16 protein-coding genes and 2 tRNA genes are annotated in these 20,959 nt (G+C 66.6%); 17 read left to right on the top strand and 1 reads right to left on the bottom strand.

Going from position 1 to position 20,959, the window contains the following annotated elements; all coding sequences use genetic code 11:
- The first annotated feature begins 8 nt into the window (after window positions 1–8).
- The 17 genes from ilvC (at window position 9) to DBZ45_RS22295 (ending at window position 20,401) form a co-directional block, all read left to right on the top strand.
- Window positions 9–1,034, top strand: coding sequence for a ketol-acid reductoisomerase (ilvC, locus tag DBZ45_RS22210; protein WP_111905955.1), 1,026 nt, complete (start codon window positions 9–11; stop codon window positions 1,032–1,034).
- 117 nt (window positions 1,035–1,151) lie between these two features.
- Complete coding sequence (gene serA, locus DBZ45_RS22215; RefSeq protein WP_111905956.1) at window positions 1,152–2,741, top strand: phosphoglycerate dehydrogenase; 1,590 nt, start codon at window positions 1,152–1,154, stop codon at window positions 2,739–2,741.
- Window positions 2,742–2,973: 232 nt separating this feature from the next.
- A complete protein-coding gene (locus tag DBZ45_RS22220; protein ID WP_111905957.1) occupies window positions 2,974–5,769 on the top strand; it encodes an ABC transporter permease in 2,796 nt (931 codons plus the stop codon).
- Window positions 5,766–6,521, top strand: coding sequence for an ABC transporter ATP-binding protein (locus tag DBZ45_RS22225; RefSeq protein WP_111905958.1), 756 nt, complete (start codon window positions 5,766–5,768; stop codon window positions 6,519–6,521). Before DBZ45_RS22220 ends, DBZ45_RS22225 begins: the two co-directional genes overlap by 4 nt.
- A gap of 34 nt (window positions 6,522–6,555) precedes the next feature.
- Complete coding sequence (metG, locus tag DBZ45_RS22230; protein WP_111905959.1) at window positions 6,556–8,115, top strand: methionine--tRNA ligase; 1,560 nt, start codon at window positions 6,556–6,558, stop codon at window positions 8,113–8,115.
- A gap of 407 nt (window positions 8,116–8,522) precedes the next feature.
- A complete protein-coding gene (locus tag DBZ45_RS23060; RefSeq protein WP_190243224.1) occupies window positions 8,523–9,086 on the top strand; it encodes a hypothetical protein in 564 nt (187 codons plus the stop codon).
- Between the two features lie 295 nt (window positions 9,087–9,381).
- A complete protein-coding gene (locus tag DBZ45_RS22245; protein WP_317616973.1) occupies window positions 9,382–9,960 on the top strand; it encodes a class F sortase in 579 nt (192 codons plus the stop codon).
- 69 nt (window positions 9,961–10,029) lie between these two features.
- Window positions 10,030–11,082 (top strand): 3-isopropylmalate dehydrogenase, encoded by a 1,053-nt coding sequence (locus tag DBZ45_RS22250; RefSeq protein ID WP_111905963.1) that lies wholly within the window; start codon window positions 10,030–10,032, stop codon window positions 11,080–11,082.
- A gap of 100 nt (window positions 11,083–11,182) precedes the next feature.
- Window positions 11,183–12,295 carry a branched-chain amino acid aminotransferase gene (locus DBZ45_RS22255; protein ID WP_111905964.1) on the top strand — a complete coding sequence of 371 codons (1,113 nt, stop codon included), beginning with the start codon at window positions 11,183–11,185 and terminating at the stop codon, window positions 12,293–12,295.
- A gap of 182 nt (window positions 12,296–12,477) precedes the next feature.
- A complete protein-coding gene (locus DBZ45_RS22260) occupies window positions 12,478–13,284 on the top strand; it encodes an MBL fold metallo-hydrolase (RefSeq protein WP_111905965.1) in 807 nt (268 codons plus the stop codon).
- An 18-nt stretch (window positions 13,285–13,302) separates the two neighbouring features.
- The gene (locus DBZ45_RS22265) at window positions 13,303–14,079 is read left to right on the top strand and encodes a fumarylacetoacetate hydrolase family protein (RefSeq protein ID WP_111905966.1); all 777 of its coding nucleotides are present in this window, start codon (window positions 13,303–13,305) and stop codon (window positions 14,077–14,079) included.
- An 81-nt stretch (window positions 14,080–14,160) separates the two neighbouring features.
- The gene (gene gltX, locus DBZ45_RS22270) at window positions 14,161–15,672 is read left to right on the top strand and encodes a glutamate--tRNA ligase (RefSeq protein ID WP_111905967.1); all 1,512 of its coding nucleotides are present in this window, start codon (window positions 14,161–14,163) and stop codon (window positions 15,670–15,672) included.
- Window positions 15,672–16,424: an HAD family hydrolase gene (locus DBZ45_RS22275; protein WP_111905968.1), complete on the top strand. Its 753-nt coding sequence runs from the start codon at window positions 15,672–15,674 to the stop codon at window positions 16,422–16,424. The genes gltX and DBZ45_RS22275 overlap by 1 nt, the downstream gene beginning before the upstream one ends.
- Before the next feature lie 162 nt (window positions 16,425–16,586).
- Window positions 16,587–16,658 (top strand) — tRNA-Gln (locus DBZ45_RS22280).
- Between the two features lie 130 nt (window positions 16,659–16,788).
- Window positions 16,789–16,861 (top strand) — tRNA-Glu (locus DBZ45_RS22285).
- Between the two features lie 172 nt (window positions 16,862–17,033).
- A complete protein-coding gene (locus DBZ45_RS22290; RefSeq protein ID WP_111906030.1) occupies window positions 17,034–18,791 on the top strand; it encodes a dynamin family protein in 1,758 nt (585 codons plus the stop codon).
- Window positions 18,788–20,401, top strand: coding sequence for a GTPase (locus tag DBZ45_RS22295; protein ID WP_111905969.1), 1,614 nt, complete (start codon window positions 18,788–18,790; stop codon window positions 20,399–20,401). Before DBZ45_RS22290 ends, DBZ45_RS22295 begins: the two co-directional genes overlap by 4 nt.
- Window positions 20,402–20,407: 6 nt before the next feature.
- Here the strand turns inward: DBZ45_RS22295 and DBZ45_RS22300 are convergent, their stop codons facing one another.
- Window positions 20,408–20,959 carry a DUF1697 domain-containing protein gene (locus tag DBZ45_RS22300; protein ID WP_111905970.1) on the bottom strand — a complete coding sequence of 184 codons (552 nt, stop codon included), beginning with the start codon at window positions 20,957–20,959 and terminating at the stop codon, window positions 20,408–20,410.

Consider the following 20,959-nt stretch of genomic DNA (forward strand, 5'->3'; position numbering starts at 1 on the left):
TTACGCAAGTGACTGAAATGTTTTACGACGACGACGCAGACCTGTCGATCATCCAGGGCCGCAAGGTCGCCATTGTCGGCTATGGCTCCCAGGGCCACGCCCACGCGCAGAACCTGCGCGATTCCGGCGTCGAGGTCGTCATCGCCCTCAAGGAAGGCTCCAAGTCCATCGCCAAGGCGGAGGACGCAGGCTTCACGGTCAAGAACGTTGCCGACGCCGCCGAATGGGCCGACGTCATCATGATCCTGGCACCGGACCAGCACCAGCGCTCGATCTTCAACGACTCCATCAAGGACAAGCTGACCCCGGGGAAGGCCCTCGCCTTCGCGCACGGCTTCAACATCCGCTTCGGCTACATCGAGGCTCCGGAGGGCGTTGACGTCATCCTGATCGCCCCGAAGGCCCCGGGCCACACCGTCCGCCGCGAATTCGAAGCCGGCCGTGGCATCCCGGACATCATCGCCGTGGAGCAGGACGCCTCCGGTTCCGCCTGGGAACTGGCCAAGTCTTACGCGAAGGCCATCGGCGGCACCCGCGCCGGCGTCATCAAGACCACCTTCACCGAAGAGACCGAAACCGACCTCTTCGGCGAGCAGGCTGTCCTGTGCGGCGGCGTGTCCCAGCTGGTCCAGTACGGCTTCGAGACCCTGACCGAAGCCGGCTACCAGCCGCAGATCGCCTACTTCGAGGTGCTGCACGAGCTCAAGCTCATCGTTGACCTCATGTGGGAAGGCGGCATCGCCAAGCAGCGCTGGAGCGTTTCCGACACCGCAGAGTACGGCGACTACGTCTCCGGCCCGCGCGTCATCACCCCCGAGGTGAAGGAAAACATGAAGGCCGTCCTCGCAGACGTCCAGTCCGGCGCCTTTGCCAAGCGCTTCATCGAAGACCAGGACAACGGCGGCGCCGAGTTCAAGGAGCTGCGTGCCAAGGCCGAGCAGCACCCGATCGAGGGCGTCGGCCGCGAACTGCGCTCCCTGTTCTCCTGGCAGCAGCAGGACGAGGACTACGTGGAAGGCTCTGCAGCCCGCTAAGGCTGAGCCCTTCAAAGCACGGCGGTGAGGCCGGGTTCACACTTAACAATGTGAGCCCGGCCTTTCCGTACGCCTAGACTTTATGTACCCCCAGGACTTCAACGCAGAGGATCAGCTGTGTCAAAACCCGTAGTATTGCTTGCCGAAGAACTTTCGCCCGCCACCATCGAGGCCCTTGGCCCGGACTTTGAAATCCGCCAGACCGACGGCGCTGATCGTTCCCAGCTGCTCTCTGCCATCGAGGACGTTGACGCCATCCTGGTCCGCTCCGCCACGAAGGTGGACGCCGAGGCCATTGCCGCCGCAAAGAACCTGAAGGTCATCGCCCGCGCCGGTGTGGGCCTGGACAACGTGGACATCAAGGCTGCCACCCAGGCCGGTGTCATGGTGGTCAACGCCCCGACGTCGAACATCGTTTCCGCCGCGGAACTGACCGTTGGGCACATCCTGAGCCTGGCCCGCCACATCCCGCAGGCCAGCGCCGCCCTGAAGGACGGCGAGTGGAAGCGCTCCAAGTACACCGGCATCGAGCTCTTCGAGAAGAAGATCGGCATCATCGGACTGGGCCGCATCGGTGCACTGGTGGCCGCCCGCCTCCAGGGCTTCGACACCGAGATCCTCGCGTTCGACCCCTACATCACCTCAGCCCGCGCCGCCCAGCTCGGCGTGAAGCTCGTCACCCTGGACGAGCTGCTCGCGCAGTCTGACTTCATCACCATCCACATGCCCAAGACGCCGGAAACGGTCGGCATGCTCGGCGCCGAAGCCTTCAAGAAAATGAAGAGCACGGCTTACGTGGTCAACGTGGCCCGTGGCGGCCTCGTGGACGAGGAAGCCCTCTACACCGCACTGCAGGACCGCCAGATTGCCGGTGCCGCCGTGGACGTTTTCGTCCAGGAGCCCAGCACCGACCTGCCGTTCTTCAAGCTGGACAATGTTGTGGTCACCCCGCACCTGGGCGCGTCAACCGACGAGGCGCAGGAAAAGGCCGGTGTCTCCGTCGCGAAGTCCGTCCGCCTCGCCCTCGCAGGGGAGCTCGTTCCGGACGCCGTGAACGTTGCCGGCGGCCTGATCGCCCCCGACGTCCGCCCGGGCATCCCCCTGATCGAGAAGCTGGGCCGCATCTTCACGGCGCTGACCCACGCCTCGGTGACCCAGATCGACGTCGAGGTTTCCGGCGAAATCGCCGCGCTTGACGTCAAGGTCCTGGAGCTCGCCGCCCTCAAGGGGATTTTCGCCGACGTCGTCACCGAGCAGGTGTCCTACGTCAACGCCCCGGTGATCGCTGAGCAGCGCGGCATCAACGTCCGCCTCATCACTACCCCTGAGGCCGAGGACTACCGCAACGTGCTGACGCTGCGCGGCGCCCTGAGCGACGGTGCACAGATCTCCGTGTCCGGCACCCTTACCGGACCCAAGCAGGTGCAGAAGCTCGTCGGCGTGAACGGCTACGACGTCGAGATCCCCATCAGCGAGCACCTCGTGGTGGTCTCCTACGCCGACCGTCCCGGCGTCATCGGCACCATCGGCCACATCCTGGGCATGAACAACATCAACATCGGCGGCATGCAGGTGGCACGGAACGCGGAGGGCGGCCAGGTCCTGGCCCTGCTCACCATCGACAGCTCCGTCCCGCAGCAGGTGCTGGACGCCATCAAGGCCGGCATCGGTGCCGAGATGGTGCGCGAAGTGGACCTCGAGGACTAGTCCGACGAACACCGGCCGGCAGCGGCCGGGTCCCCAACGCGGGGTGAACTCCTTGTCCCCTGGAGTCCACTCCGGCCAAGTATGATCGGCCGGTCTGCTTACAATAGCTAGGTTCGAATTGAAGGATCCAGCCGGCAGGCCGGCCAATACTTTTTGCACGCCCGCAAGGGACACCCCCACATTTCTGCGGTCATCGTGGCGTGCGCACGCAATCCAGGTTTCAGGGAGCCCAATGAACGCCGTCCAGAGGTTCATCAGAAGCAAAGTGCTTTTGCTGACCGCTGCAATTCTGATCTTCGCCATGTGCCTGTCAGTCCTCGTCCAGACTCAGTCGCAGGCAGCGCTGAACCGGACCGTGGACCAGAACTCGCGCGGGCTCTACGACATCCTGGTCCAGGCCAAGGCGGGCTCGGACGGTTCGCTGATGCAGCCGGAAATTGCCACCGGGCAGGGCGGCATCAGCTTCGACCAGCTGCAGAAGATCCGGGACCTGTCCGGCACCTCCGTTGCCGCGCCCATCAGCCTGGTCTCGCGCGTGACGCAGAACCTCGAGACGCCGCGCCTGGAGGCCATGGACTACCTGGGCTTTAACGCAGGACTCGTCGGCACCGCGACCGCCGGGCAGCCCGGCGGCACCGATCCCAGCAAATGGCCGGAAGCCCAGTCCGTGCTCAGCGACACCCCCAAGAAGTACCGCCTGACGGCCAGCGCCACGAGCTCCGACGGATCCTCGCAGCACACCCTTTTCAAGTCCACTGCCGAGGGCGCTCTCGGCAAGGGGAAGCTCGTGGAGCAGCAGGTCGAGGGAGGCAACAGCATCCAGATCGCCGGTCCCGAGGGCGAGACCGGTATCAAGTTCCCGGCCCCGGCCGGCGGGTCCGAGCACAACCTGTTCAACCTCACAGTTGCCCTGCCCATGGCGCCGGAGGTCACGGAGTCCGTGGTCGCCGTCGACCCTGTTTCCGAGCGTGCCCTGCTGGGCACCTCCGGTGACTTCCTGGCGCCGCTGGAGAAGGCACCGCCGGCCGACGCCCGCAGTGCCGAGGCGGTAGGCCAGCACCTGGAGAGCCTCTTCACCACCGGCATCGGCCTGAAGGAACTCGAGGAAGGCCCTGACTTCCTTGGCGTGAAGCTCAAGTACTGGGCGCCCATCATGACCCAGTACCAGCAGGCCAAGCGCAACGGGCAGCTCACCGAGGATTCCCAGGCCATCCCGCTGATCGTCCGTTCCGGGACGTCTGTTGACCTCAAGTACTCCGTGAAAATCGAGGAGATCGACGACTCCGGAAACGTGGTCAAGGAAGTCGGCACCGCTGAGCGCTCCCTGGACAAGGACTACCTGCCCTTCGTCTCCAAGTCGCCGTTCGCGCTGTCCTGGCCCGGGTCCACGGACTACTCCAAGCTGCTCGGCAACTCGGCGAACTTCAGCCGCGGCCTCTACAGCCCCGCCACCTGGAGCACCAACTTCGCCTCCGCCCCCAAGTACACGGACGGCTCCACCGCAGGCAACGGTGCCGAGGACAAGACCGCCACTCCGGGCGAATGGGTCACCGTGAACCGCCTGCCGGAGAAGAGTGCCAACGGCGAGGCCGTGGACCAGACCCAGCGCAACCCCGTGGACGAGCGCTCCTACCGGGAGAACCTGGAAACGGGCAAGAAGCTGGCCACCCCGCTCGCCATGGTCTACGGCACCTTCGATCCCGCCTCCATCCAGGAAACGGCCGGGGACGTCAACCGGCTTCCGCTCGGTGGCTACGATCCCACGCCCATGACCCTGAGCAAGGACGCGCAGGGCAAGGACGTTCCGGACACCGCGCTCAAGCCCTCTTTGAGCGCCACCGGACTCGTCAGCCAGTCGGCCGGCGCCATCACCGACTACTACGGCCTGGCTGCCGCCCGCGGCTACGAGAAGAACGCCTCCGTCATCGACGCCGTCCGCGTGCGGGCCAGCGCCGCGGGCAGCTGGAAGCAGGTCCAGCCTGAGGTGGACAAGCTCGCCACCGAGATCAGGGGCATGGGCCTTGAAGCCACCGTTGTGGCCGGTTCTGCCCGCGAGGACGCCAACATCTTCGTTCCCGGCTACTCGAAGGACGACGCCGGCAAGGAGTCCGCCCTCGGAACTGTCCAGCAGTCGTGGGTCAGGCAGAACGCGGCCGACGCCGTTGCCGGCTCGCTGACGGCGACCAACCTGACGCTGCTGTTCCTCACGCTCTGCGGTGCCGCGCTGCTGACCGGCGCCTCGACCGTCAGCTACGTGCGGCTGCGCCGCAGCGAAGCCGGCACGCTGCGCGCCATGGGCTGGACCCAGCGCCGCATCCGGTCCTGGGTGCTGGAGGAGTTTGCCGTCGGCGCCGGGCTGCTGGCCGTGGCGGGCATTGTGCTCAGCCTCCTGAGCTGGAACATCGCCACCGCCATCGTCTCGGCGTCCGTTCTGGCCCTGTACCTGGGCGCGGCCTTCTTCGCCGCCCAGCAGCTGCGCCACCGCGAGGTGGTCGACCAGGAGCCGCAGCACGACGAAAAGCTCATCGCCGTCGACTCGCCGCTGACCTTCGCGAACCGGCAGCTCGGCACCCACCGCTTCAACGCCATCTCGCTGGCCGTTGCCGTTGGCGTGTTCGGCTCGGCAGTCGGCGGCCTGATCGCCCTGCTGATCGACATCCCGCGGGCCGCCGGCGCCAGTGCGCTCAGCGGGCTGGCCGCCGCCAGCGTGGCCCTGCCGAGCATCATCCTCGGCCTGTCCGGCGTTGCGGTGGGGCTCCTGCTCACACTGGTCACCGGGCGCTTCGAGCTGAAGGCCAAACGACGGTACCTCGGCACGCTGCAGGCGATGGGCTGGAACCCCGACATGCTGGGCCAGGTCCGCTTCTTCGAAAACGCCCTGGTGGGCGCGGTTGCCCTCCCGCTGGGTATCCTCGGCGCCCTGGCCATCGGCCTTGTTCTTGCCCCTTACGCCGCGCTGTGGGCCGCCGTGGCCGGGCTCGTGGCTGTTCTCTGCTGGATTCCGATTGCAACGAAAGTGGTCAAATGACTAACGACCTGAACCTTCGCCGCGTGCGCGGGAACAATGAGGCTGTAACCCCGGTCCAGACCCGGGCCAACACCATCGTCAAGGAAGCTGACCACGCCACCCCGCTGGAGCTGAGCAACATCACCATCCGCTACGGCGGGGGCAAGAACGGCTCCGACGCCGTCAGCGTCGTGGAGGGTTTTGACCTCACCCTGAACGCGGGGGAGATGCACTGCGTGGCGGGCCGAAGCGGCTCGGGCAAGACGAGCATCCTGACCGTCGGAGCGGGCCTGACCCTGCCGACGTCGGGCCGCGTGCTGTGGGAGGGCGATTCGCTCGAAACCATGAGTGACGACGAAATCGCCGACCGCCGCCGTGCCCTGATCGGCTATGTTGACCAGGGCGGTGCCTTGATCGACGGCATGAGCGCGCTTGAAAACGTGCTCCTGCCCGCGGTTCCGGACGGCGAGGTGGAGCAGCGGCGCGAGATGGCCAAGGACCTGCTGGACCTCGTGGGCCTCGGCCGCCGCATGCGGCACCGTCCCGAGCAGCTCTCCGGCGGTGAACGCCAGCGTGTGGCCATCGCCCGCGCCCTGATCTTGGGCACCCGCGTCCTGGTGGTGGACGAGCCCACAGCCAGCCTGGACCGGGCCTCCGCCAACCGCATCATCAGTATCCTCAAGGACACAACCTCTGACGGCATCGCAGTCCTCGTGGCGTCACATGACCACGAACTGGTCCGGCTCAGCGATACGCTGACCGAACTGATCTAGCTCCATCCCTCCGCATAAAGGTAACGTTCCGCCCGTGACTTCCTCAGACAAGAGCCCCTTCTACATCACTACGGCCATCACCTACCCGAACGGCGTGCCTCACATCGGCCACGCCTACGAGTACATCGCCACGGATGCGATGGCCCGGTTCAAGCGGCTCGACGGCTATGACGTGAAGTTCCTGACCGGCACGGACGAGCACGGGCTGAAGATCGCGCAGACAGCGGAGAAGGAAGGCGTCTCGCCCAAGGAACTGGTGGACCGGAACGCGGAAATCTACAAGGCCGCGCACGCCGCCCTAGGCATCAGCTACGACCGTTTTATCCGCACCACGGACGCGGACCACTACACCGCCTCGCAGGCCATCTGGAAGAAGATGGAAGCCAACGGGGACATCTATCTATCCAAGTACGAGGGCTGGTACTCCGTGCGGGACGAAGCCTACTACGGTGAAGACGACACCGTGGTGAAGGAGGACGGCGCCCGGTACACCAAGGAGACCGACACCCCGGTGACCTGGACCGCCGAGGAAAGCTACTTCTTCCGGCTGTCCGCCTACCAGGACAAGCTACTGGCCCTGTACGAGGCACAGCCTGAGTTCGGCGCGCCGCAGTCCCGGTTCAACGAGGTCATCAGCTTCGTCAAGCGCGGCCTCGAGGACCTGTCCATCAGCCGCACCACCTTCGACTGGGGCGTTCCCGTCCCCGGCGACGAAAAGCACGTCATGTACGTGTGGGTGGACGCCCTGACCAACTACCTCACCGGTGCAGGCTACCCGGACGTGGAATCCGACTCGTTCAAACGGTACTGGCCGGCCGATGTCCACATCATCGGCAAGGACATCTCGCGGTTCCACGCCATCTACTGGCCGGCCTTCCTCATGAGCGCAGGCCTCGAACTGCCCAAGCGGGTCATGATCCACGGGTTCCTGCACAACAACGGCGTCAAGATGTCCAAGTCCCTCGGCAACGTCGTTGCCCCGGCGGACTTCGTGGCCCAGTACGGCCTGGACCAGGTCCGCTTCTTCTTCCTGCGCGAGGTTCCGTTCGGCGCTGACGGCAGCTACAACCACGAGGCCATCGTCGGCCGGATGAACTCGGACCTGGCGAACAACTTCGGAAACCTGGCGCAGCGCTCACTGTCCATGGTGGCCAAGAACTGCGAGGGCCGGGTACCCGTGGCGGGCGCGCTCTCGGACGCAGACACTGCCATCCTGGGCCAGGCGAACGCGCTGCTGGAGCAGGCTCGTGCGGCCTTCGATAAGCAAGAGTTCAGCCGTGCGCTCGAGGCGATCTGGACGGTACTGGGGGACACCAACGCGTACTTCGCCGAGCAGGCACCCTGGGTGCTGCGCAAGACCGACGTCGAACGCATGCAGACAGTGCTGTACGTGACCCTCGAGGTCCTGCGAATCGTCTCGATCCTTGCCCAGCCGGTCATGCCCACTGCCACGGCCGCCCTGCTCGGGTACCTCGGCCAGCCGGAAGGGGCGGCCCGGGAGTTCACTGCCATCGCGACGCCGATCGTCGCGGGTACCGACCTGCCCGCCCCCGCGCCGGTGTTCCCCAAGTACGAGGAACCCGCGGACGCCTGAGTTTCCAAACAGCCCAGTTTCACCCCATGGCCCGGTGCTCCTGATGCGTATGTGAGTGGTGTTACCAATGAAGCAAGTGGGGCTGGCTGTACAAACAGGTACCCGCTACTCGGGACGCCGATAATCGCCGAACCTACCCTGAAGGAACAAGCAAACTGGCATCGCATTCGGGGGTTCCGGTTCCACACCGCTAATGGTCGCCGTGGTCACAACCACCAAGTGCCGAGCGAATCAGGAACGGTCTCTTCTCCCGTCTGGTCAGTTTGAAACGGATCTGGAGGGGACAAAGAATGAAACGAGTATTAGCAACGGCCGCTCTTGTGGGTGTGGGACTCCTTGGCACCTCACTTCCTGCTGCGCTTGCGCAATCTGGCGACGACATCGGGGGTTCGGGCCAGAATTGCGAGGTGTCCGGCTCCGAGGACGACTTCTCCGCGCTGACCGTCAGTATCCAGCGCTCCTCGGGCGGTAGCGACGACTGCGGCAACGAAGGACCGGGGGACAATGAGGGCCCCAGCGAAAATCAGGGCCCCGGAGACAATGCGGGCCCCGGCGGCGGCCACGAGGAGCCCCCGGTTGACCAGCCCCCCGTTGACCAGCCCCCGGTTGACCAGGCACCTGTTGAGCAGGCGCCGGTTGAGCAGCCACCTGTTGAGCAGGCGCCGGTTGAGCAGCCACCCGTAGCTCAACCGGTCGTCAAGCCTGTGGTCAAGCCCGTCGTGAAGCCGGTCACCAAACCGGTGGCCAAGCCTGTGGCGGCTGCCGCGGTAATGCAAGCGGCACCGGCTGCGGCCGCCACTGTCCCCGCCGCGGACAACGCCGGCTTGAACGTGCAGACTGCCGCCGCCGTGGGTTCCCAACCGGATGCCGGCATCCCGGGCTGGCTGGCAGCGATGACGGGGCTGTTCACCGCACTGGCGGCAGGAGTGCTCGCCAGGAGCGGGATCCGTTCCAGGAAGCCGGAGGCATAACAAGACCAGTGCGGGTGCCTCAGCCCCCCGAGGCGCCCGCACTGGATCATCAGGGGCAGGGCCTGTGAGCCAAAGGAGTTATATGGCCGCGCATCGCCGGCAGCGGGAAGGACGCCGACGCCGAGAGGAACGGTTCCGGCAAGGCCGTCGCCACCGGCTTCCAGGAGGCAGTCGCGTGCTGACATTCGGCCGTGTCGAGCTGGCCGTGCTGTCCGTTTGTCTTGTGGGGCTGTTGGGATCCTGGCTGTTGTACGCAGGTACAGCGACGCATCCGCCAGCCCACCAGGTTCCAGGCTTGCCAGCAGCGGCGGCTGCACCGGCTACGGTGTCGCCCGAGCCGCCGGCATCCGATCCTGCGGGCAACGGCCGTCATGCGGCCCGGTCCACGGCTGCGGCGGCCAAGGCTGCCACAGCAGGCGTGCCGGCCCGTCCCGGATCTGCTCCGCAACGCATTGTCTATCCGGCCATTGACATGGACGTGGCGGTGCACCCGCTGAAGCCCAGCAGCAGCGACGTGGAATCGCAGTCCATCGTCCCCCCGGAGACCCTGGATGGCTATTGGCTCACCCCCTACGGAATGCCCGGCTCCGGTTCCCGGAACACCACCTACGTCGTCGGCCACAGCTGGGAAGGCCTTGACGCTCCATTCAACCGGCTCAGCACGCGCGCAGGGCGGGGAGACGTGTTCACCGTGCACACGGCGGCAGGGCAGCTCAAGTACAGGGTCGACTCAGTGACGACCTACACCAAGTCGACTCTGAAGGACAGCCCGATCTGGAGCGTCGTCCCCGACCGCCTGGTTCTGATCAGCTGCTATACCGAGGATCTTTGGGGCAGGAACGTGGCTGTTGTGGCGTCAGCAGCAGGACCGTGAGGGCAACACCGCTGTTCGGATGCTGAGACGACTTGACCAGAATGTGGATGGCTTGGCTACCCTGAAAAGATGAGCGCATCTACCATCAATCTCGCTGTCATCCCCGGCGACGGCATTGGCCCGGAGGTCATCGCCGAAGCACTGAAGGTCCTCGAAAAGGTCGTCGCCGCCGAAGGCGTCTCCCTTGACCAGACCCACTACAAGCTCGGTGCCCAGCACTGGCTTGAGACCGGCGAGACCCTTCCGGAGGCTGTCCTAGAGGACCTGAAGTCGCGCGATGCCATCCTCTTCGGCGCCATCGGGGCAGCGCCGGGGGACACCCGCATCCCGTCCGGACTGATCGAACGCGAACTGCTGCTCAAGCTGCGCTTCAGCCTTGACCACTATGTCAACCTGCGCCCCTCACGGCTCTACGGCACCGTGGGCAGCCCGCTGGCTGCACCGGGCAACATCGATTTCATTGTTGTCCGTGAAGGGACCGAGGGTCCCTACGTGGGCAACGGCGGCACCCTGCGCGGCGGCACGCCGCACGAGGTGGCCACCGAGGTTTCCCTGAACACTGCCCACGGCGTTGAGCGCGTGGTCCGGGACGCGTTCCGGCGTGCCAACGAGCGCCCGCGCAAGAAGCTGACCCTGGTCCACAAGCACAACGTACTGGTCTTTGCCGGCCACCTGTGGAAGCGCACCGTCGAGGCCGTGGCCAAGGAATTCCCCGAGGTCACCCATGACTACCTGCACATCGATGCCGCGACCATCTTCATGGTCACCGATCCCGCGCGCTTCGACGTCATTGTCACCGACAACCTCTTCGGCGACATCATCACCGACCTTGCTGCCGCCATCACCGGCGGAATCGGACTGGCCGCCTCGGGCAACATCAACATGGATCGCACGGCGCCGTCCATGTTCGAACCGGTCCACGGTTCGGCACCCGACATTGCCGGCCAGCAGAAGGCGGACCCCACCGCCGCAATCCTGTCCGCAGCCCTCCTCCTGAGCCACCTGGGCTACCCCGATGCGGCCCGGAAGATCGAGTCCGCGGTGGTGGCCGACGTCGAAAGCCGCAACGGCGAAGCGCGCAGCACAAGCGCCATCGGAGACGCCATTGCGGCGGCCGTGTAGCCTCCGTCAGCAGGCGTAAGCTTGACCTGAATTACCAATCGCTGCCGTGGTCCGATGCTGAACCACGTTCAGATGCCAGGCAGCCGACCGTGGAGGAACCATGACTCAGACTGCCCATGGCGTCGAATTCACCCAGCAGCCCTCGGCCACCCCGAAGTCTGCTGAGGAGCGTGCAGCCATCCTGGCGAACCCAGGCTTTGGCGACCACTTCACCGACCACACTGCGATTGTTGACTACACGGTCGACGCCAGCGGCCAGGGCGGATGGCATGATGCGCGGATCGAGGCCTACGGGCCGATCATGCTGGACCCGTCGGCCGCTGTGCTGCACTACGGGCAGGAAATCTTCGAGGGACTGAAGGCGTACCGTCACGCGGACGGCTCCATCTGGAGCTTTCGGCCCGAGGCCAACGCCGCGCGGATGAACAAGTCTGCCCGCCGACTGGCGCTTCCGGAGATTCCGGCCGAATACTTCCTGGGCGCCATCCGCGAACTTGTGGCGGCGGACAAGGAATGGGTTCCTTCCGGTGACGGCGAGGCCCTGTACCTGCGCCCGTTCATGATCGCCACCGAGGCATTCCTGGGCGTGCGGGCAGCGCGCGAGGTGTCGTTCCGCGTCATTGCCTCGCCGGCCGGGAACTACTTCGGCGGCGAGCTCAAGCCGATTTCGATCTGGATTTCCCGCGAGTACGCCCGGGCAGGCCGGGGCGGCACGGGCGCTGCAAAGTGCGGCGGCAACTACGCCGCCTCGCTCATCGCGCAGCAGGAGGCCGAAGCGAATGGCTGCAAGCAGGTGCTGTTCCTGGACCAGTTCAACGACAACGCCGTTGAGGAATTGGGCGGAATGAACGTCTTCTTCGTTCTGAAGGACGGCTCGCTGGTGACGCCCGCGCTCAGCGGCACCATCCTCGAGGGCGTGACGCGCTCCTCGATCATGCAGGTCGCCAAGGACATGGGCCGCGAGGTGACCGAGCGGAAGATCACCCTGGATGAGTGGCGCGACGGCGTTGCCTCCGGCGACATCGCCGAGGTCTTCGCCTGCGGCACCGCCGCGGTCATTACGCCCATCGGCGTTCTCAAGGACGCCACGGAGTACATCGGCTCCGAGGACGCAAAGGCAGGCGAGACCACCATGGCCATCCGGAAGCAGCTGCTCGGCATCCAGACCGGCGCCGTCGCGGACACCCATGGGTGGCTGACCCGGCTCGCCTGAGCCGCTTCGGCCAGATAATTTCAAAGGTACGACGGCGGGTGGCCCGGGCTGTTTCGGCAGCCCAGCGGCCGCCCGCCGTCGTTCTGCTGTCCTTCTGCTCCTGTGGTTGTGCTGCTGTTCTGCTGCTGCTGTTGTGCTGCTGCTGTTCTGCTCTCGTTGGTCGCTGTTTCCGGGATGGCAGAATGAAACACGTGAACCAGGACATCACCAGCGCCTTTACCGGCAGCAGCCCGCTGACGCGTTTCCGCCTCGCTCCCAATCCGGGGCCGATGAGCCTGGAAGGGACCAACTCCTACATCGTCGGCGAGCCGGGCCACGCGGCTACGGTGGTGGTCGATCCGGGTCCGCTTGATGAGGCTCACCTGCAGGCGCTGGCTGCGGCCGGACCCGTCGAGCTCATCCTGGTCACGCACCGGCACGCGGACCACACTGCCGGGTCGGCCCGCCTCGCGGAAATCACCGGCGCGCCCGTCCGGGCCGCCGCTTCCGAGCATTGCCATGGGGGAGCCGTGCTGCGGTCCGGGGAAACCATCGCTGCCGGCGGGACGGAGATCCGGGTGGTTTCCACGCCGGGGCACACGTCCGACTCCGTCTGCTTCCATCTGCCCCTCGACGGACCTGCCGGCTCCATACTGACCGGGGACACCATACTCGGCCGGGGCACCACCGTGCTGGACCATCCGGACGGCACGCTGGCGGACTACCTCACTTCCCTCGACCGGTTGGAGCTGCTGGGGCCAGCCACAGTCCTTCCTGCCCATGGCCCCGTCCGTCCCGCACTCGACGCGGTGGTCCGCGCCTACCGGGAGCACCGGATCGACCGGCTGGCCCAGATCCGGATGGCCCTCGACGGCCTCGGCCCGGACGCCACCGTAGCTGAGGTCACCAGCGCTGTTTATGCCGACGTCGCCCCTTCCGTCCGGCGCGCCGCCGAGAATTCCGTCGCGGCACAGCTGGAATACCTGCGCCTCCTGAGGGAGAGGGACTGAGACTGTAGGCTTGGGGCCATGCGTATTGCCCGGTTTGTAGTCGATTCTGATCCCCTTTACGGCGTTGTTGAAGGCCAGCCCGGCAGTGAGGAAATCACTGTCATCAACGGTGACCCGTTCTTCAACGGTGTGGAACGCACCTCCGTGCGGCACAAGCTGGAGGATGTCCGCCTGCTGGCGCCCATCATTCCGCGCAGCAAGGTGATCGGCGTCGGACGGAACTTTGTGGAGCACGCCCACGAACTCGGCAACGAGGTGCCCCAGCAGCCGCTGCTGTTCCTGAAGCCCAACACCTCCGTGGTGGGCCCGAACGATCCCGTTGTGCTGCCGGAGTTCTCTGAAGAGGTCTCCTTTGAGGCGGAGCTGTGCGTCGTCATCGGCCGCATCTGCAAGGACGTGCCGGAAGAGCGTGCCGACGACGTGATCTTCGGGTACACCTGCGGCAATGACCTCACCGCCCGCGACGTCCAAAAAACGGACCTGCAGTGGGCGCGGGCCAAGGGCTTCGATACGTCCGCGCCGCTTGGACCGTGGATCGAAACCGAACTTGATCCCGAGGACCTGTCCATCAAGGGCCGGCTCAACGGCGAACTCCGCCAGGACGGCAGCACCACCCAGATGATCCGCGGCGTCCGCGAGCTGGTCTCCATCGTCTCCAGCGCGTTCACCCTGCTGCCCGGCGATGTCATCATGACCGGCACCCCGGCAGGCGTGGGCCTCGTCCAGGCCGGCGACCGGTACGAAGTGGAGATCGAGGGCATCGGCCGTCTGTCGAACCCCGTCGTCCGCCGCTAGCTGCACACCCGGCGTCGCTGGGCGCGGGCAGCGACGCCGGGGACTGGGCAGCGGTGCCCGGTTGGTAAAGTTGGTATTACTATGACTACCCCCTCCGCTGCTCCTGCTGCCATTCCTGCCGTCACCGCCGAAACGCCCGTCCGCGTCCGCTTCTGCCCGTCACCCACAGGCACCCCGCACGTCGGGCTGATCCGCACGGCGCTGTTCAACTGGGCCTATGCCCGCCACACCGGCGGCAAGATGATCTTCCGCATCGAGGACACGGACTCGGCGCGCGACAGTGAGGAAAGCTACCACCAGCTGCTGGATGCCCTGAAGTGGCTCGGCATCGACTGGGATGAGGGCGTAGAGGTGGGCGGGCCCCACACACCGTACCGCCAGTCGCAGCGGAGCGAGCTGTACCAGGACGTCATCGCCAAGCTCAGGGCGGGCGGCCACATCTACGAGTCCTACTCGACGCCGGATGAGATCGAAGCGCGCCACCGCGCCGCCGGTCAGGATCCGAAGCTGGGCTACGACGGCTTTGACCGTGACCTCAGCGATGAACAAGTCGCGGCGTTCAAGGCAGAGGGCCGAGAAGCCGTGCTGCGCCTGCGGATGCCGGACGAGGACATCACGTTCACTGACCTGGTCCGTGGCGAGATCACGTTCAAGGCCGGCTCTGTCCCGGACTTCGTCGTGGTGCGTGCCAACGGTGCGCCGCTTTACACGCTGGTCAACCCGGTGGACGACGCCCTCATGGGGATCACGCACGTTCTCCGTGGCGAGGACCTGCTCAGCTCCACGCCCCGGCAGATCGCACTCTACCGGGCGCTGTATGCCGTGGGCGTTGCGGAATACATGCCGGAGTTCGGTCACCTGCCCTACGTCATGGGACAGGGCAACAAGAAGCTTTCCAAGCGCGACCCGGAATCAAGCCTCTTCCTGCACCGGGAGCGCGGCTTCATCCCCGAGGGGCTGCTGAACTACCTCTCCCTGCTCGGCTGGTCCCTGAGCGCCGACGAGGATATTTTCACGGTGGAAGAGCTGGTGAAGAACTTCGACATCCACGATGTCCTGGCCAACCCCGCCCGGTTCGACCTCAAGAAGGCCGAAGCGATCAACGGAACACACGTCCGGCTGCTGGACCCTGCAGTCTTCCGCGAGCGGCTGGTCCCGTACCTCCGTCAGGCCGGCCTGGTGGGGGAGACCCTCACCGACCGCCAGGAGGAAATCCTGACGGAGTCCGCGCCGCTGGTCCAGGAGCGCATCACCCTCCTCGGCGAAGCCCCGGAGATGCTGGCGTTCCTGTTCAAGTCGGACGACGCGATCGACGTTGCCGCCGACGCCCGCAAGGGCCTGCCGGAGAACGTCACCGAGGTTCTCGATGCGGCGCTGGCCGCGCTCGAGCCGGTCGGCGACTGGAAGGCTGAAAACATCCAGTCCGCGCTGAAGCAGGCGCTGGTGGAGGACCTTGGCATCAAGCCCAGGCTCGCGTTCGGTCCCGTACGCACTGCGATCTCCGGCCGCCGGATCTCGCCGCCGCTGTTCGAGTCCATGGTCATCCTGGGCAAGGAATCGTCCCTGGCCCGCCTTCGGGCTTTCCGCGGCTGATGTCGCAGCCGGCAGTGGAAACCACCGTCCTGTCCCGCAGCCTCGGGGCGGTCAGCGGTGTCCTGTTCGACATTGACGACACGCTTGTGGACCTTGCCTACGCCATGACCACGGCGCTGCGGGACGCCAGCGAACACCTCCTTCCCGGCCTGGACCAGGCCGGGTGGGAGAAGGTGGGGCGGATCTTCACACACGAGACGACCCACTACTACGACCGTTACCTCGCCGGTGAGCTGACCTTCAACGAGCAGCGACTGCTCCGGGGCCGCGCTGCCCTGGGCCACTTCGGCGTCGAGATGGGCGAGGGGGAGGAGTCGCACAACTGGCTCAGCACCTATTCGCGCCTGCAGCCCAGCTACGTGCGGGCCTACGAGGACGTGCTGCCGTTCCTCGACGCCCTGGACCAGGCCGGCATTCCGTACGGGGCCGTGAGCAACAACGTGCACGACTACCAGCGGGTGAAGCTGGACAGCGCCGGCCTGGAACGCATCCGGTTCCTCGTGGGCACCAACACCGTCGGCGTCCCGAAGCCGGACCCTGCCATCTACCTCGAGGGCGTCCGGCTGATCGGCAGCACGCCCGCCACCACGCTCTACATCGGGGACAACCGGCTCCTGGACGCCGAGGGCTCCACGGCGGCAGGACTGTTGGGCATCTGGCTGAACCGCACAGGGGAGCAGGCTCCGGGTTTCCAGGGGCAGGAGATTGCCTCGCTGCTGGAACTGCTGGCTCTTCCGGCCGGGTCCAGCTAGGCGGCCATGTCCGCTGCCTGCGCCCATGGCGGCCTACCCAAAGTGTGGCGCAGGTAACGGCTAGCCGATTTGTGCGGGGCAAAAGTCTCGGGTAGAGTAATTACTCGTGCTGAGGGGCACGGAGCGAAAGATAAACACTTTCGACCGGCCCGAAAGCGCCAATGGGATATGGTGTAATTGGCAACACTACGGTTTCTGGTACCGTCATTCTAGGTTCGAGTCCTGGTATCCCAGCTCTGAATCTCTTCGGATTTTCCGCAGAATTTCAGGTGTTGCGAATCGAAAATCATCGATTTGGAACAAAGCCAAATATGTGAAACACTAACTTGGCTTGATCGGCGGAGACGCTGGTCGGAAAGTACATGGCCCCATCGTATAGCGGCCTAGTACGCCGCCCTCTCACGGCGGTAACGCGGGTTCGAATCCCGCTGGGGTCACAAGTAACCGGCTCCGGGCAATAGCCCGGGGCCGGTTTTGCTTTGCCCGAAAATCAGTGGGCCTGCTGGGTGTTTGGCGCCCGCCAACGCGCGGGTCCGACCTAAACCCGTCCTGAACTGGCATGATGAGGCTGTGACCTCCGACCGGATCCCGCCAACCCAGGACCAGGACATGGAAGCGCAGCCTGCCGGCGTACGCCTCCTGGAGGACGTCCGCCGCGATCTGGCAGCCGTCTCGTTGCCGCTCGCCCTGCCGACGGCCGAACAGGCGCGGCTGGAGATCCGGAACTCCGTGGCCCAGCTCGATGACTACGTCCTGCCCCGCTACCGCAGCCTGGATGCTCCGCTGTTGGCCGTCGTCGGCGGTTCAACAGGTGCAGGCAAGTCGACACTCGTTAACGCGCTGGTGGGCCATCCGGTGACGCGGGCCGGCGCCATCCGGCCCACCACCCGCCAGCCCATCCTCCTGCACCACCCATCGGAAGCCGACTGGTTTGATGACCAGCGGGTACTTCCCGGCCTCAGTCGGATTCGCGGAACCATAGTCCCGGGCGCCGCCACGCCTGCCGCTGCTGCTGGCCCCGCCGGCCCGGCCGGGCCGTCAACGGACAGCGCGCCCGTCACGTCATTGGTCCTGGTGGGCGAGCCTGCCGTGCCCGAGGGCATCGCACTGCTCGATGCCCCGGACGTGGACTCCGTCTCCGACGAGAACCGCAGGCTCGCCGGGCAGCTGCTGGCGGCCGCCGACCTGTGGATCTTCGTGACCACCGCCAACCGCTACGCTGACGCCGTTCCGTGGAAGCTGCTGCTGAACGCGGCGTCGAGGGACATCATGGTGGCGGTGGTCCTCGACCGCGTGCCTCCGGCGGCGGAAGCTGAAGTGAGCGAGGACCTTCGCAGCATGCTGGCCAGGGAAGGCCTTGGTGCCGCCCGCCTGTTTGTCATCCCGGAAGTCGCCCTCGGCAGCTCCGGCATGCTTCCGCCCGAAACCGTGCAACCCCTGAAAGCCTGGCTCCGCGGCCTTGCCGACGACGCCGCAGCGCGCGCTGACATCGCACGGCGGACGCTGCACGGCGCCGTACGGGACCTTGGCCGGCGTGTGGGCCGAATCGCCGACGCCGCCGCTGAGCAGGGCCGCGCGGCCGCCCTGCTGGGCGACGACGTGCGGGCCGCCTACCAGGACGCGGGAACCCGGATCATCGACGCCACCAAGGACGGGGCGCTCCTGCGCGGCGAGGTCCTGGCCCGCTGGCAGGATTTTGTGGGAACGGGTGAGTTCTTCCGCAGCCTGGAGCAGAACGTGGGGCGGTTCCGCGACCGGCTCGGGGCGTTCTTCCGCGGCGAGCCCGCGCCCGCAGTGCAAGTGGAAACCGCCATTGAGACAGGGCTCCATGCCGTCATCGTGGATGAAGCTGCCAAGGCGGCGGAGGACGCAGACCAGCGCTGGCGCTCGGATCCCGCGGGCCGGCAGCTTCTGGGCACGGACGACCTCTCGGGTACGAGCCCCGGTTTTGCGGACCTTGTGGCGGCGGAAATACGCGACTGGCAGGCCGGCCTCATGGAACTGATCAGGACCGAAGGGCAGGACAAGCGGACCCAGGCGCGCTGGCTCTCATTCGGTATCAACGGCCTCGGGGCGGCCCTGATGGTCGTGGTGTTCTCCATGACTGCCGGGCTGACCGGCCTTGAGATCGGCGTCGCCGGAGGTACCGCCGTCGTGGGCCAGAAACTGCTCGAGGCCGTCTTCGGCGAGGACGCCGTGCGAAGGCTTGCACGTACCGCGCGTGACGATTTGAGCAGCAGGTGCAGAAGCCTGCTGGCGGCAGAGCAGGAGCGCTTTTTGGACCGTCTGGCCCCGGAGGCCGGGCAGGCCGCCGTCGGGCTCGCCGAACACGCACGGGCGCTCACACGGTTGGCGGACGCCACGTGAACCGGCGGGGGAGGGCGAAGGAAGAGACGCGGCTGCAGGGCCGCCTCGAGGCTTTGGGCACGGCCCGGGAACTGGCCCAAGGCGTGCTTCCCGGCGCCGCCCTCGAGGACGTCCTCGGTGTGCTGGAACGCGCCACGTCACGCCGGGCGCTCTCTGCCGACCACACGGTGGTGGGCTTCTTCGGGGCGACGGGAAGCGGAAAATCCACCCTGTTCAACGCCGTGAACGGCGCTGAAATCGCGACGGCGGCGGCGCGACGGCCCACCACATCCGAACCATTGGCGAGTGTGTGGGGCGCCGACGGCAGTGAGCCGCTGCTGGACTGGCTGGATGTCCGTGCCCGCCACCATGCAGATGCGGTGGACGGCTTCGCAGACGAGGACGCCGGGCTGATCCTGCTGGACTTGCCCGACTTCGACTCGACGCGTACCGCGAACCGGGAGATAGTGCAGCGGCTGGTGGGGATGGTGGACGTCCTGGTCTGGGTGCTGGACCCGCAAAAGTACGCCGACGCCGCTGTCCACAACGGCTTCCTGGCGCCGCTGGCGTCACACGGCGCCGTCACGCTGGTGGTTCTCAACCAGGTGGACAGGCTTCCGGCAGCGGATGTGGCGCCCGTGCTGGAATCGCTGCGGGGACTCCTGGCGCGCGACGGGCTGGGCAAGGTCCAGGTCCTGGCGGCCTCGGCACTGACCGGAGCGGGTGTAGACGGCGTCAGAGCCGCCATCCGCCGCGTGGTCTCGCAGCGGGAGGCGCTCTCTCTGCGGCTTTCCGCGGACGTGACCAAGGCGGCGGCGCAGCTGGAGGAAGCGGCGGGCCACGGGGAGGCCGCCGGTGTAAGGGGCGGGACCGTGGCGCGGCTTGGTGATGAACTGGCGACGGCGGCCAACGTACCCCTGGTGGCCGCTGCAGTGTCCGCGTCCTACCGGATCGAGTCCACCCGGCGCACGGGCTGGCCGGTGACGCGGTGGCTTGTGCGTTTCAGGCCCGATCCGCTCCGCCGGCTCAACCTGCGCCGGGACGGCAGCGCAGAGGTGAACCGGACGTCCCTGCCGCCCGCCGGGGCTCCGGAGCGTGCGCGGACCGATGCCGCGGTCCGCGAGTTTGCCGACGCCGCCAGTGACGGTGCCCCTGGTCCCTGGCGGGCATCCATCCGCGCGGCGGCCCGGGCGGGAAGGGACCGGCTGCCTGATGCCCTTGACCAGGCCATCGCCGGGGCTGACCTCGATGCGGGACGGCGCTCCTGGTGGTGGGGTGCATTTAATGTGATCCAGTGGCTGGCGCTGCTCGCGGTCGTGGCGGGGCTGGGCTGGCTGGGTGTCCTGGCCGGGCTCGGCTACCTGCAGCTGCCCGTTCCGGAGGTGCCCCGGGTGGAAGGCTGGCCTGTCCCCACCCTGCTGATCGCCGGCGGAGCTGCGCTGGGGATCCTTCTTGCCGTGACGGCCAAATTCATCTCCGCCGGGGTCGCGCGGCGCCGCGGCGCGAGGGCCAGGAAGCGGCTCAACGCCGCCGTGGCAGAGGTAGCCGGCCGGCTTGTGGTGGAACCGGTGGAGGCGGAGGTCCGTCGGCTGGAGGCGTTCAACGCGGCGCTTCGGGCCGCAGCCGGCTAGTCCTGCTCAGCCGGCCGCCGTCTCCAGGGCTGCCGCGGCGTCCCGGACCTTGATCATGGTGCGTAGGTTTCGGGTGGTGGTGGAGGCCTTGTACTTCGGCTTGGCGGAAAGTTTGCTGAACGGGCTCTCGAGCGTGCCGCCGGCAGGCGCCAGCCAGGCCATGGCCTCGGGACCCAGCCGGTCCTGCTCCCCGCCGTTCAAGGCTTCCCCCGCGGCGAACAGCTCGTCCAGTCCGGCCGTGTCCGAGGCCAGCGTGAGATAGGTGTGCGTGCTTTTGTCGTCTGCCGGATAGCGGCAGGCCGCAACGAGTTCCGACACGCGGTCTGAGGTCAGCACCACCACCCAGGCGTCATAGCCGAAGGCCTTCCGCAGGGTCGTCTCGAATTCCTTCTTGACGGCGGCAGGCTCAAGTTCGCTGGCCAGCACCACGTTGCCGCTGGCCAGCAGCGTCTTTACACCGGTGAACGGTCCCGCCTTGAGGGCCTCCTTGAGGTCCGCCATCTTGATGTTGATGCCGCCCACGTTAATGCCGCGGAGGAACACTGCGTAGCTGGTCAT

Source organism: Arthrobacter globiformis, assembly GCF_003261175.1.
In the GTDB taxonomy this organism is placed as follows: domain Bacteria; phylum Actinomycetota; class Actinomycetes; order Actinomycetales; family Micrococcaceae; genus Arthrobacter; species Arthrobacter globiformis_A.

Excerpts from the sequence above, each read along its gene's own strand:
- DBZ45_RS22220 (WP_111905957.1), top strand. The coding sequence starts at position 2,974 with ATGAACGCCGTCCAGAGGTTCATCAGAAGCAAAGTGCTTTTGCTGACC.
- DBZ45_RS22225 (WP_111905958.1), top strand. The coding sequence starts at position 5,766 with ATGACTAACGACCTGAACCTTCGCCGCGTGCGCGGGAACAATGAGGCT.
- DBZ45_RS22250 (WP_111905963.1), top strand. The coding sequence starts at position 10,030 with ATGAGCGCATCTACCATCAATCTCGCTGTCATCCCCGGCGACGGCATT.
- DBZ45_RS22255 (WP_111905964.1), top strand. The coding sequence starts at position 11,183 with ATGACTCAGACTGCCCATGGCGTCGAATTCACCCAGCAGCCCTCGGCC.
- DBZ45_RS22260 (WP_111905965.1), top strand. The coding sequence starts at position 12,478 with ATGAAACACGTGAACCAGGACATCACCAGCGCCTTTACCGGCAGCAGC.
- DBZ45_RS22265 (WP_111905966.1), top strand. The coding sequence starts at position 13,303 with ATGCGTATTGCCCGGTTTGTAGTCGATTCTGATCCCCTTTACGGCGTT.
- gltX (WP_111905967.1), top strand. The coding sequence starts at position 14,161 with ATGACTACCCCCTCCGCTGCTCCTGCTGCCATTCCTGCCGTCACCGCC.
- DBZ45_RS22275 (WP_111905968.1), top strand. The coding sequence starts at position 15,672 with ATGTCGCAGCCGGCAGTGGAAACCACCGTCCTGTCCCGCAGCCTCGGG.
- DBZ45_RS22290 (WP_111906030.1), top strand. The coding sequence starts at position 17,034 with ATGGAAGCGCAGCCTGCCGGCGTACGCCTCCTGGAGGACGTCCGCCGC.
- DBZ45_RS22300 (WP_111905970.1), bottom strand. The coding sequence starts at position 20,959 with ATGACCAGCTACGCAGTGTTCCTCCGCGGCATTAACGTGGGCGGCATC.